Below are 12986 nucleotides of genomic sequence, written 5' to 3'. Positions count from 1 at the left end.
ATATAATTATAAGTCCCCTCGAAGGGAATCGAACCCCTATCTTAAGAACCGGAATCTTACGTGTTATCCATTACACTACGAGGGGATAAAAAACACATTAATCTAAGTGTACAAATCTAAATGCCTTCGGTCAATAAGAATAATTTAACTTTCATAAAAAAATTGAGCGTTATTTTTTGACCATGTTTGACTTTTGAGTTAAAATAAGTTTATCAATTAGAAATAAGGAGGCAATATTAATGAATTTAATACCTACAGTAATTGAAACAACAAACCGTGGGGAACGTGCCTATGACATTTACTCACGTTTATTAAAAGATCGTATTATTATGTTAGGTTCACAAATCGATGATAATGTAGCAAACTCTATTGTTTCTCAATTATTATTCTTACAAGCACAAGATGCTGAAAAAGATATCTATCTTTACATTAACTCACCAGGTGGTAGTGTAACTGCTGGTTTCGCAATTTATGATACAATCCAACACATCAAACCAGATGTACAAACGATTTGTATTGGTATGGCTGCGTCTATGGGTTCATTCTTACTTGCAGCTGGGGCAAAAGGCAAACGTTTTGCACTTCCAAACGCAGAAGTAATGATTCACCAACCATTAGGTGGCGCACAAGGTCAAGCTACAGAAATTGAAATTGCTGCTAACCACATTCTTAAAACACGTGCTAAATTAAATCAAATTTTAGCAGAACGTACAGGTCAATCAATTGAAAAAATTGAAAAAGATACAGATAGAGATAATTTCTTATCTGCTGAAGAAGCAAAAGAATATGGTTTAGTTGACCAAGTAATGGTTCCTGAATCATAGGATTACCAATTGTAAGGTTATTGACAAGAGGCATATAGAATTGTGTAGCTTGTTTTATCGGTCTCGGGACATAAGTAGATGTTCCGGGCTTTTTTATGTGCCTTTTAATAATAAGTTATGAATTCAATCACTGAAATATTGATATGAATCAAATTAAAACAAAAAATATCGTAAATGAAAAACCAACCAAATGCACGGACAGCACTTGACTGGTTTTTATTGAAAAGTATATTAAGAATCTTGAAATGTATTACTTTTGGAACTATTTTTGCCGTTAAAGAAAAGTTTTAGTGCAAACGCAGTAACAAAGATTCCAAAAACGATTAAAAAGGATGAAACGACAAGCATCGGAGTGGATTTCTCAAATGCAAATCCACCGTTTAATAACAGCAGTAAACCAGAGATTAAAAGTAATACATGTGTTAAACGATCATGTTTCATTTTTTAAATTCAGTCCTAATCCATTAATGTACTAAATCTTCTAAAGCGATTTTTAAATCTGGATATTTAAATTTAAAGTCAATTGCCTGTAATTTGTTAGGAATAACCTTTTGAGTATCAAGTATAACTGTAGACATCTGACCTAAGATAATTCGTAATGCTAAAGATGGGACCCATGTATAATGAGGGCGATGTGATGCGCGCGCAAGCGTGTAGCCAAATAAATTTTGGTGTTCAACGATTGGCGCAGTAAAATTAAATACGCCTTGTGCTTCTTCAGTGTTGATAGTATGAAGAATTGCTCTAGTTAAATCGTCAATGTGTATCCAAGAATACCACTGTCTTCCTGAACCAATTTTACCACCAACATAGAATTCATAGGGTAGTTTCATCATGGGTAAGGCACCACCTTCATTAGATAGTACCATACCAAATCTACCTATAACTACACGTGTACCTAATGATTCGAATTGACGAGCAAGACGTTCCCATTGATAGACTACTTCTGATAAGAAATCAAAGGGTAATGTTTTGTATAATTCAGTATATGTGCGATATAAATCGGGTTTGTAATAACCGACAGCACTTGCGTTGAAGAATACTGAGGGTTTCTGTTCACGCCCTTCAAACAATTCAAATAAGGCTTGCGTTGATTGTAAGCGGCTCACCATAATCTTTTGTTTATAACTTTTAGTCCAACGCTTATTTAAACTTGCACCCGCAAGATTGATAACGATATCTATGTCAGGTACTTGTGCTTCCCAATCAGGTTTTGACCAATTTACATAAGTGATTTTGGGATGTGATGTTGTTTTGTCTTGTCTTGTTAAAATTGTAATATGTGAGTCACTTTGGACAATGGCTTCTACTAATTGCGTACCAACCATGCCTGTGCCACCTGTAATTAAATAGTTTTTCATTTTATCACCTCATAAATAGTAATGCCTAATGTTGCAATGGTTTTAAGCGAAACAATCGCATCGCATTTGAAGGTCATAATTTTTTCAAAGATTGTTCAAGAATATGTCATTTACTTACCTTAAGAAGTATTTAAAATAAAGGAGGTTCGATTTATAATAAAAGTACCTTCGATATTAATTAATCATCTCTTAATTATTTCGAGTATACCCCATAATATACTAACGAAGGTAAAATTTTGACTCCCTTTAGTAGTGAGGCTGGGACATAACTATGTGTCTCAGCCTTAAATGCGTTATTGCCAGAGGTTAATTAGGTATCTATAATTATCTTTCATTGCCAATTACTTGTTGGTATAGAGTTATAATGGGATTACAAAAGCGCCTAGCAGAAGCTTCTGTTGATTGTCCCTGGCTATAAATTTATGTTAACGCAATTTGCAGCATGTAACTATCTTTTTACTTGTTATCCCACTTAAAAAAGGGAGTAAGTTAGCAGTTTACACTTGTAGCTACAGAAATAATAAAATAAAGCCCAAAAGACTAATTAATATTAAAGTAATAAAGATTATGAATGCAACTCGTGATTTCGAATGTACTTCGGTATTATGATTTTCGTTTTCAAGCATAATTTGTCTAAGACCGTGATTGCTATTCCTTGAGTGTTGATCTAAGTCATCAAATAGTTCATGTTTTTTCAATTTAGAACACATCCTGTTATGATAATAGATATAAGGTAATCTTTTTTAAATTACTTTCACAAAAGTATTGAAAGTGTAGATAAAATTAGATTAATATTAAAGCAAATCATAAAATTTTATCATACATATGTATTTTACTATATATATGACTTTAAGATAACAACTAGATTAAAAAATTAGTTAATAAGTTTAATTAGCATATGAAATAGTGTAAAATATATATTTGATATTGAAAGCATACACGGTTTTTAAAAATGTATGATATAAATTGAAGTGAGGGGAGCATATGCCAAAGCATAATCAAAATAATAACTTTGATGACCAAGATAATAAGAAAATGAGTGGTTTTGCGAAAATAGTTAGTGGAGTAATTGTATTACTATTAGTAGGCGGACTCATATTTGCCATTTTTGCATTTGTAGATCATTCCAATAAAGCTAACGAACGTTTAGCAGATCAGAAACAAGAAGAAAAAGAGAAACAAAAAGAGAAAACAAAAGAAGAAAAAGAGAAGAAAAAGAAAGATAAATCTACTGAAGAATCTCAACAGACACAACAAACGCAACAGACACAACAAACACAGCAGACGCAGCAAGCTCCTCAAACGCAACAAACACAACAGACACAACAAAGAACTAGACAACCTGCTACTACTGAACGTACAACTGAAGAAAAGAAAACACCAGAAAAAACAAAAGAAGCAACAACTGAGGAAAGAACCACGGAAGAAAGAACTACTGAAGAGCGCACAACAGAAGAAAAAACCACAGAAGAAAAAACACCTGAGCCTTCTACAGAAGAAAGAACAAGAGAACCATCCACTGAGCAAAAAACATCAGAGCCTACAACTGAGCAAAGAACAAGCCAAAGAAGTGCACAAAATAGTTCACAAAGCAGTACACAAGAGAGATCATCACAAAATAATACTTCAAATCGAAGCGCACAAACATCTGAGGAAGACTAAAGTACAGTTGTATAAGGATGCGTCAATGCATTTGTTAATGTTGAAAAGCCGGACTGATTATTTATCAGCCCGGCTTTATTTATATAAAAAGCATTTCACAAATTAAGATTCAGTAGAATTAGTTAGAAATAACCGTTCCTAATGTCACCTCTGTCACATAACCGCTTTGGATATCAAATTTGATATTGTTACCATTTAAAGTATAGTAAATAGATTGACCTTTACCTGTATTAACAACTTTACCTTCGCCCCATACTTTAGTCAGTTGTTTTTGAGAAATATGGTTTTTCTTAACTGGGAATGTAGTTTGGATTGCTTTGTTAGTAGCAAACTTCATCATTTTTTGGTCATGTACTTTAACTTCTTTTGAATATTTTTGATAACTTAAAGCACTTTGAGTATCGGCATAAATATGATAGCCATTGATTTTTACGTTATTGTGTTTTACAGCATTTTTAAAATTGGAATCTAATATAAAGTTACCGTTATGGCCAGTCATACCAGTATAATTGTACCATGGTTTTACCGCCGCCTCTGCAACGTTACTTTGTGATGCAAATTGTGTTGCTGTAGTGCCTAGTAATGTGCTTAATGCGATACCACCAGCTAAAATAACTTTTGTGAATTTTTTCATTTTTTAAAGCTCCTTTTAATATTTTTGTAATTATGTTGTTTGCAACCTTATTGTTATAAACATATTACTATAAGATTACAAATATTACAATAATATTACGGAAGTTTTTAAGTAAATAGTAAAATTTTGCCTAAGAGCGGAGATGATTCAAAGAAGTTTAGTTATTATGAGAGCATAAAATATAAACTGTCGCATAGCTTAAGTCACTATACAACAGTAAAGAATATATAAGCATGATAATGAACTGAGAAGTTATAATATAGATAGAAACATTATATTAATAAAAGGTAGATTCTATGAGAAGACTATTGTAATAAGGAATCAATAGTATGGTAGATGAACAATGAAATATGACTTGTAATTATCATTTTTGAAAATATAATTTTAAAATAAAAAACTGAGTAAGTAAGACACTAATGAAAATATAATAATTAAAGTAAAACAACCGCCAAAACATCCTAAAGGACCACAACCACAGCCGAAATGTTTTGTGTAATGTAAAGATTGGCGTTGATGGTTTGTAGGAATGTCTTGATTTTTTTTATTAAAGTAATCCTTATCCTTATAACGTTGATCATCTGGGTCAATAACTTCTGGATTATTATTGTTAGACATGCGTTTCTCTCCTCGATTGGTTTAATATATATTCATTTTAAAGATTTAATACATAGTATTCAATTAGAGTTGCTCGGTGTAGTGGTCGGGGTTGAACAAAATATGACCAACTCAATTATCCATTTATTTAAGGAATAATGATTAACAAATTATATAGCGGGTAAATTGTTACTGTACGCAGATAAAAAATGTATGATTTTAATAGTGGATTTAGCTAATGAAATATAAGCTATTTTTGCTTGCAATTTCAAAACGATAGTAGTATTATTGCAAATATAAGAGGTTATATTTTTTTGTCCCACTAGGGACGGGAAAAGTCAATCTATGGTTAGAACTTGACCCTTTATAAAGAAACGGAGGAGGATAGTAGTGAAGGATTTGATAAAAGTTCAACAAAAGCTTGTGCCAGAAATTGTTGAAAAAATGTATCGTCGTTTCTCGATTCTCACTACTATTTCAAAGCATCAACCCGTAGGTAGACGTAGTTTAAGTGAATATATGGATTTGACTGAACGTGTGCTTCGTTCTGAAACAGACACCCTAAAGAAACAGGATTTAATTAAAGTTAAACCCACAGGTATGGAAATAACAGAAGCAGGTGCGGCAACCGTCAGACAATTAAATGGTTATTTTAATGTATATTCTGATGACCATCATCTTGCCCAAGTTATTAAAGAACAGTATGGAATCAAAGAAGTCTATGTCATACCGGGAGATTCAGACGCTGATCAAACGGTGAAGATTGAATTATCCCGTCAGGCAGGACAACTCGTTGAGGATGTTCTTTATGAAAATGCAATTGTCGCAGTAACAGGTGGCTCAACAATGGCCTATGTTAGTGAAGCGATGCATCAGCAACCATACAATGCGTTTTTCGTTCCTGCGAGGGGCGGACTTGGTGAAAATGTTGTTTATCAAGCAAACACTATTGCAGCTAGCATGGCACAGCAGACAAATGGTGATTACACAACATTATATGTACCAGACAACGTAAGTGAAACGACATATAATACACTTATGTTAGAACCATCCGTAATCCAGACGCTAGAAAAAATCAAGCAATCCAATATTACGATCCATGGCATTGGTGATGCGCTGAAGATGGCGCGAAGACGTCAATCACCTAATGAAGTTATAGAAAAACTTCAACATCACAATGCCTCGGGAGAAGCATTTGGATATTATTTCGATGATCAAGGTGAGATCGTGCACAAAGTGAAAACGATAGGACTTCAGTTAGAAGATCTTGAATCGAAAAAGTTTATTTTTGCTGTAGCAGGGGGTAAATCAAAAGGAGAAGCAATTAAAGCTTATCTTTCAATTGCTCCTAAAAACACTGTTTTAATTACAGATGAAGGTGCAGCAAAAGCAATCGCAAACAACAGTAATAAAAAGTGATAACACTTTTTAAATATCATTTATTAAAGGAGGCCATTATAATGGCAGTAAAAGTAGCAATTAATGGTTTTGGTAGAATTGGTCGTTTAGCATTCAGAAGAATTCAAAACGTTGATGGAATTGACGTAGTAGCAGTAAATGACTTAACAGATGACGAAATGTTAGCACATTTATTAAAATATGATACTATGCAAGGACGCTTCACAGGAGAAGTTGAAGTAGAAAATGACGGTTTCCGTGTAAACGGACAAGAAGTTAAATCATTCTCTGAGCCAGACCCAAGTAAATTACCTTGGAAAGATTTAGACATCGATGTTGTATTAGAATGTACTGGTTTCTTCGCTGATAAAGAAAAAGCAGAAGCTCACATTAATGCAGGTGCTAAAAAAGTATTAATTTCAGCTCCAGCTACTGGTGATTTAAAAACAATCGTTTATAACACAAACCACCAAGAGTTAGACGGTAAAGAAACAGTTGTTTCAGGTGCTTCATGTACAACTAACTCATTAGCTCCAGTTGCTAAAGTATTAAACGATGATTTTGGTTTAGTAGAAGGTTTCATGACTACAATCCATGCATACACTGGTGACCAAAATACACAAGATGCGCCACACGCTAAAGGCGACAAACGTCGTGCTCGTGCAGCTGCTGAAAACATTATTCCTAACTCAACTGGTGCTGCTAAAGCAATTGGCCTAGTTATTCCTGAAATTGATGGTAAATTAGACGGTGGAGCGCAACGTGTTCCTGTAGCTACTGGTTCATTAACAGAATTAACAGTTGTATTAGAGAAAAATGTAAGTGTTGAAGACGTTAACGCTGCAATGAAGAATGCTTCAAATGAATCATTCGGTTACACTGAAGACGAAATCGTTTCTTCTGATGTAGTTGGTATGACTTACGGTTCATTATTCGATGCAACACAAACACGTGTTATGACAGTTGGCGATCGCCAATTAGTTAAAGTAGCAGCTTGGTACGATAACGAAATGTCTTACACTTCACAATTAGTTCGTACATTAGAACACTTAGCAACTCAAGCTAAATAATTCGATCTAAAATTGATTTAGCAAGCGCATTGTGCTGTTAAATTTAAACAATATGCTTAGGAGTAAGCGGGGAGCACAACGCTTCTCCGCTTATTTTAATTTATTGTTCCATTCAGAGGAGGAAGCTTACATGGCTAAAAAAATTGTAACTGACTTAGAATTAAAAGGTAAAACTGTACTTGTTCGTGCTGATTTTAACGTACCAATGAAAGATGGAGAAATTACTGATGATAATCGTATCGTCCAAGCGTTACCAACAATTCAATATATTATTGAACAAGGTGGCAAAATTGTATTATTCTCTCATTTAGGTAAAGTGAAAGAAGAAAGCGACAAAGCAGAATTAACTTTAAAACCAGTAGCTGATGCGTTAACGGAAAAATTAGGTAAAACAGTTACTTTTGTACCTGAAACACGTGGTGAAACATTAGAACAATCTGTTAAAGGCCTTAATGAAGGTGACGTATTATTAGTCGAAAATACTCGTTTTGAAGATGTAGATGGTAAAAAAGAATCTAAAAACGATCCTGAATTAGGTAAATACTGGGCTTCACTTGGTGATGTATTCGTAAATGATGCTTTTGGTACAGCACACCGTGAACATGCATCGAATGTAGGTATTGCAGCTAACTTAGAAACAGTAGCAGGATTCTTAATGGAAAAAGAAATCAAATATATTGGTGGCGTAGTTGAAAACCCTGATAAGCCTGTAGTTGCAATTCTTGGTGGCGCAAAAGTTTCTGACAAAATTGGCGTTATTACAAACTTATTGAAAATTGCAGACAAAGTACTTATCGGTGGCGGTATGTCATACACATTCTTTAAAGCACAAGGAAAAGAAATCGGCTTATCTTTATTAGAAAAAGATAAAGTTGACTTTGCTAAAGAATTATTAGACCGTGCTGGCGATCAAATCGTATTACCGGTTGATTGTAAAGTCGCTAAAGAATTTTCAAATGATGCAGAGATTACAGAAGTAACTGTAGACAATATTCCGGCTGATCAAGAAGCGATGGATGTTGGACCAAAAACAGTTGAATTATTCAAAGAGCATTTACAAGGTGCACATACAGTAGTATGGAATGGACCAATGGGTGTATTTGAATTAAGTAATTTTGCTAAAGGTACGATTGGCGTTTGTGAAGCAATCGCTGAATTGAAAGATGCTAATACTATTATTGGTGGTGGCGATTCAGCTGCTGCAGCTATTTCATTAGGTTATGCTGATGACTTTAGCCATATCTCAACTGGTGGCGGCGCATCATTAGAATATCTTGAAGGCAAAGAACTACCTGGCGTAGTTGCAATTGCTAACAAATAATCGCACGACTAGAATCAGCAACCCATGATTATAAAATAGACACTATTTAATCATAATTTACTAATAGGAGTGTAATATAATGAGAAAACCAATTATCGCAGGTAACTGGAAAATGAACAAAACTGTTCAAGAAGCAAAAGATTTTGTAAATAAATTACCAGCATTACCAGATACTAAAGAAGTAGAATCTGTTATTTGTGCACCAACAATTCAACTAGACGCATTAGTAACGTTAGTTAATGAAGGTAAAGCACAAGGCTTACAAATTGGCGCACAAAATGCATATTTCGAAGACAATGGTGCTTTCACTGGCGAAACTTCTCCAGTAGCATTAGCTGACTTAGGTGTTAAATACGTCGTTATCGGTCACTCAGAACGTCGTGAAATCTTCCATGAAACAGATGAAGAAATTAACAAGAAAGCACATGCAATCTTTAACCATGGTATGACTCCAATCATCTGTGTTGGTGAAACTGACGAAGAACGCGAAAGCGGTAAAGCAAATGAAGTTGTTGGAAGCCAAGTTAAGAAAGCAGTAGAAGGTTTATCTGAAGAACAACTACAACAAGTTGTTATCGCATATGAACCAATATGGGCTATCGGTACTGGTAAATCATCTACAGCTAAAGATGCAAACGAAATGTGTGCATTTGTGAGACAAACAGTTTCAGAATTATCTAGCCAAACTGTAGCAGAAGCAACACGTATTCAATATGGTGGTAGTGTTAAACCTAACAACATTGAAGAATACATGGCAGAATCAGACATCGATGGTGCTTTAGTAGGTGGCGCATCACTTAAAGTGGATGATTTTGTACAATTGTTAGAAGGTGCAAAATAATATGACGAAACAACCAACTGCATTAATTATTTTAGATGGTTTTGCAAACAGAGAGAGCGAGCATGGTAATGCTGTAAAACTAGCTAATAAACCTAATTTTGACCGTTATTATAGTAAGTATCCCACAACACAAATCGAAGCAAGTGGTTTAGATGTTGGACTACCAGACGGCCAAATGGGTAATTCAGAAGTTGGGCATATGAATATTGGTGCTGGACGTATTGTTTATCAAAGTTTAACTCGTATCAATAAATCAATTGAAGATGGAGATTTCTTTGAAAATAATGTATTAAACAGTGCTATACAACATGTTAAAGGTAATGATTCAGTACTACATGTCTTTGGTCTATTATCAGACGGAGGCGTACACAGTCATTATCAGCACCTTTTTGCTTTATTAGAATTAGCTAAAAAACAAGGCATTGAAAAAGTTTATGTTCACGCATTTTTAGATGGACGTGACGTTGATCAAAAATCAGCATTAAAATATATAGAAGAAACTGAAGCTAAATTTAATGAACTTGGCATTGGCCAATTTGCTTCTGTATCTGGACGTTATTACGCAATGGATCGTGATAAACGTTGGGATAGAGAAGAAAGAGCATATAATGCTATCCGTAATTTTGGTGGAGAGACGTTTGAATCAGCAAAAGCTGGCGTTGAAGCTAACTATGCTAAAGATTTAACAGATGAATTTGTAGAACCATTTATCATTGAAGACCAAAATGAAGGTGTTAATGATGGCGATGCAGTAATCTTCTATAACTTCCGTCCAGATAGAGCAGGACAACTTTCTGAAGTGTTTACAGATAAAGCATTTGACGGGTTTAAAGTGGAACAAGTCAAAGATTTATTCTATGCAACATTTACAAAATACAATGACAACGTAGATGCTGAAATTGTTTTTGAAAAAGTCGATTTAACTAATACAATCGGTGAAGTTGCACAAGATAATGGTTTGAAACAATTACGTATTGCTGAAACAGAAAAATTCCCACATGTAACTTATTTCATGAGTGGCGGTCGCAATGATGAATTCGAAGGTGAACGTCGTCGTTTAATTGATTCACCTAAAGTCGCAACTTATGACCTTAAACCAGAAATGAGTGCATATGAAGTCAAAGATGCTTTAATCGAAGAGTTAAATAAAGGGGACCTAGATTTAATCTTATTAAACTTTGCGAACCCTGATATGGTTGGACATAGTGGTATGTTAGAACCGACGATTAAAGCAATTGAAGCCGTAGACGAATGTTTAGGTGAAGTTGTTGATAAAATAACTGAAATGGGTGGCCATGCAATTATAACGGCTGACCACGGTAATTCAGATATGGTATTAACTGACGATGATCAACCTATGACTACACATACAACTAATCCAGTTCCAGTCATTGTTACAAAAGATGGTGTGACATTACGTGAAACAGGTCGTCTTGGTGATTTAGCACCAACATTATTAGATTTATTAAATGTAAATCAACCAGAAGATATGACTGGTGAATCATTAATCAATCACTAATTGAATGAATTAAAATTTAGAGTGAAAATGGATGCTATAAATTTAGTATAGAAGCGTTTCTTATTCTGACAATTTGTAGCATCTATAAACAACACAAGAGAATTAAATTACTTTGTATTTATAGTATTTAAAGCTATAATGAAGATGAAATTTAATATTTCTAAACTACTTATTTATAAAGGAGATTATAAACATGCCAATTATTACAGATGTTTACGCTCGCGAAGTCCTAGACTCACGTGGTAACCCAACAGTTGAAGTAGAAGTATTAACAGAGAGCGGCGCTTTTGGTCGTGCATTAGTTCCATCAGGTGCGTCTACTGGTGAACATGAAGCAGTAGAATTACGTGACGGTGATAAATCACGTTACTTAGGTAAAGGCGTTACTAAAGCAGTTGACAATGTTAACGAAATTATCGCACCAGAACTTATCGAAGGTGAATTTTCAGTATTAGAGCAAGTATCAATCGATAAAATGATGATTCAATTAGACGGTACTGAAAACAAAGGTAAATTAGGAGCTAACGCTATTCTTGGTGTTTCTATTGCAGTAGCACGTGCAGCAGCTGATTTACTTGGACAACCACTTTACAAATATTTAGGTGGATTTAACGGTAAACAATTACCTGTACCAATGATGAACATCGTTAATGGTGGTTCTCACTCAGATGCTCCTATCGCATTCCAAGAATTTATGGTATTGCCTGTAGGCGCAGAATCATTTAAAGAATCATTACGTTGGGGAGCTGAAATCTTCCACAACTTAAAATCAATCCTTAAAAACCGTGGTTTAGAAACAGCAGTAGGTGACGAAGGTGGCTTTGCTCCTAAGTTTGAAGGTACTGAAGATGCTGTTGAAACAATCTTAGAAGCAATTAAAGCAGTTGGTTTAGAGCCAGGTAAAGATGTATTCTTAGGCTTCGACTGTGCTTCTTCAGAATTCTTTGAAGACGGCGTTTATAACTATGCTAAATTCGAAGGTGAAAATGGTGCGAAACGTACTGCTGAAGAACAAGTTGACTACTTAGAAGAATTAGTTAACAAATATCCAATCATCACTATTGAAGATGGTATGGATGAAAATGACTGGGACGGCTGGAAAGTATTAACAGATCGTATCGGTGACAAAGTACAATTAGTTGGTGACGATTTATTCGTTACAAACACAGTTAAATTATCTGAAGGTATCGAAAAAGGTATCGGTAACTCAATCTTAATCAAAGTTAACCAAATTGGTACATTAACAGAAACATTTGACGCTATTGAAATGGCTCAAAAAGCTGGTTACACTGCAGTTGTTTCTCACCGTTCAGGTGAAACAGAAGATACTACAATTTCTGACATCGCTGTAGCAACAAATGCTGGCCAAATCAAAACTGGTTCATTATCAAGAACTGACCGTATTGCTAAATACAACCAATTATTACGTATTGAAGATGAATTATACGAAACAGGCAAGTTTGACGGACTTAAATCTTTCTATAACTTATCTAAATAATATAGCTTTAAAATTAAAGAGTTCACGCGCTAACACGCAAGTCATTATGACTTGCGTGTTTTTTTAAAGTCCTACTTGCTCAATTGAAAATTGAGCTTAGTAGGACTTATGCAATAGCAAAGCTATTGTAAACAGCAAAAGTACTTGCTCAATTGAAAATTGAGTTAGTGGGGCTTATGCAATAGCAAAGCTATTGTAAACAGGAAAAATACTTGCTCAATTGAAAATTGAGCTTAGTAGGACTTATGCAATAGCAAAGCTATT

Annotated in this window: 12 protein-coding genes and 1 tRNA gene; 8 read left to right on the top strand and 5 right to left on the bottom strand. The window is 34.5% G+C overall.

Translation table 11 applies throughout. From position 1 onward, the window contains the following. Positions 1–13: 13 nt before the first annotated feature. A tRNA-Arg gene (locus D9V42_RS06390) sits at positions 14–85 on the bottom strand. A gap of 154 nt (positions 86–239) precedes the next feature. Between D9V42_RS06390 and clpP the strand changes: the two genes are divergently transcribed. Continuing rightward, positions 240–824 carry an ATP-dependent Clp endopeptidase proteolytic subunit ClpP gene (gene clpP, locus D9V42_RS06385; RefSeq protein WP_017722486.1) on the top strand — a complete coding sequence of 195 codons (585 nt, stop codon included), beginning with the start codon at positions 240–242 and terminating at the stop codon, positions 822–824. A 231-nt stretch (positions 825–1055) separates the two neighbouring features. Here the strand turns inward: clpP and D9V42_RS06380 are convergent, their stop codons facing one another. Further along, entirely contained in the window at positions 1056–1265 is a 210-nt protein-coding gene (locus tag D9V42_RS06380) for a hypothetical protein (protein WP_107556212.1), read from the bottom strand. A 23-nt stretch (positions 1266–1288) separates the two neighbouring features. Next, positions 1289–2185 carry a TIGR01777 family oxidoreductase gene (locus tag D9V42_RS06375; RefSeq protein WP_122063983.1) on the bottom strand — a complete coding sequence of 299 codons (897 nt, stop codon included), beginning with the start codon at positions 2183–2185 and terminating at the stop codon, positions 1289–1291. 984 nt (positions 2186–3169) lie between these two features. Here D9V42_RS06375 and D9V42_RS06365 point away from each other — a divergent pair. Further along, on the top strand, positions 3170–3847 hold the full coding sequence (locus D9V42_RS06365; RefSeq protein ID WP_107555805.1) for a DUF4887 domain-containing protein: 678 nt from the start codon (positions 3170–3172) through the stop codon (positions 3845–3847). Between the two features lie 118 nt (positions 3848–3965). Here D9V42_RS06365 and isaB read toward each other — a convergent pair whose 3' ends face one another. Both isaB and D9V42_RS06355 read right to left on the bottom strand, forming a co-directional pair. Continuing rightward, on the bottom strand, positions 3966–4481 hold the full coding sequence (gene isaB, locus D9V42_RS06360) for an immunodominant staphylococcal antigen IsaB family protein (protein WP_122063977.1): 516 nt from the start codon (positions 4479–4481) through the stop codon (positions 3966–3968). 384 nt (positions 4482–4865) lie between these two features. Next, positions 4866–5096: a hypothetical protein gene (locus D9V42_RS06355; protein WP_107555807.1), complete on the bottom strand. Its 231-nt coding sequence runs from the start codon at positions 5094–5096 to the stop codon at positions 4866–4868. A gap of 369 nt (positions 5097–5465) precedes the next feature. Between D9V42_RS06355 and D9V42_RS06350 the strand changes: the two genes are divergently transcribed. The 6 genes from D9V42_RS06350 (at position 5466) to eno (ending at position 12722) form a co-directional block, all read left to right on the top strand. Next, a complete protein-coding gene (locus tag D9V42_RS06350) occupies positions 5466–6494 on the top strand; it encodes a sugar-binding transcriptional regulator (RefSeq protein WP_122063974.1) in 1029 nt (342 codons plus the stop codon). Positions 6495–6535: 41 nt separating this feature from the next. Then, positions 6536–7543 (top strand): type I glyceraldehyde-3-phosphate dehydrogenase, encoded by a 1008-nt coding sequence (gene gap, locus D9V42_RS06345; protein ID WP_042363075.1) that lies wholly within the window; start codon positions 6536–6538, stop codon positions 7541–7543. Between the two features lie 130 nt (positions 7544–7673). After that, the gene (locus D9V42_RS06340; RefSeq protein ID WP_122063971.1) at positions 7674–8864 is read left to right on the top strand and encodes a phosphoglycerate kinase; all 1191 of its coding nucleotides are present in this window, start codon (positions 7674–7676) and stop codon (positions 8862–8864) included. 79 nt (positions 8865–8943) lie between these two features. Then, positions 8944–9705 (top strand): triose-phosphate isomerase, encoded by a 762-nt coding sequence (gene tpiA / locus D9V42_RS06335; RefSeq protein ID WP_122063968.1) that lies wholly within the window; start codon positions 8944–8946, stop codon positions 9703–9705. A gap of 1 nt (position 9706) precedes the next feature. After that, positions 9707–11224, top strand: a complete 1518-nt coding sequence (gene gpmI, locus D9V42_RS06330) for a 2,3-bisphosphoglycerate-independent phosphoglycerate mutase (RefSeq protein ID WP_107555811.1) — start codon at positions 9707–9709, stop codon at positions 11222–11224. A gap of 193 nt (positions 11225–11417) precedes the next feature. After that, positions 11418–12722 (top strand): surface-displayed alpha-enolase, encoded by a 1305-nt coding sequence (gene eno / locus D9V42_RS06325; protein ID WP_122063964.1) that lies wholly within the window; start codon positions 11418–11420, stop codon positions 12720–12722. Positions 12723–12986: the final 264 nt, after the last annotated feature.

The organism is Staphylococcus pseudoxylosus (genome assembly GCF_003697915.1).
Taxonomy (GTDB): domain Bacteria; phylum Bacillota; class Bacilli; order Staphylococcales; family Staphylococcaceae; genus Staphylococcus; species Staphylococcus pseudoxylosus.
Note: the sequence above shows the minus strand (reverse complement) of the source record. Positions and strands in the feature narration are given on the sequence as shown.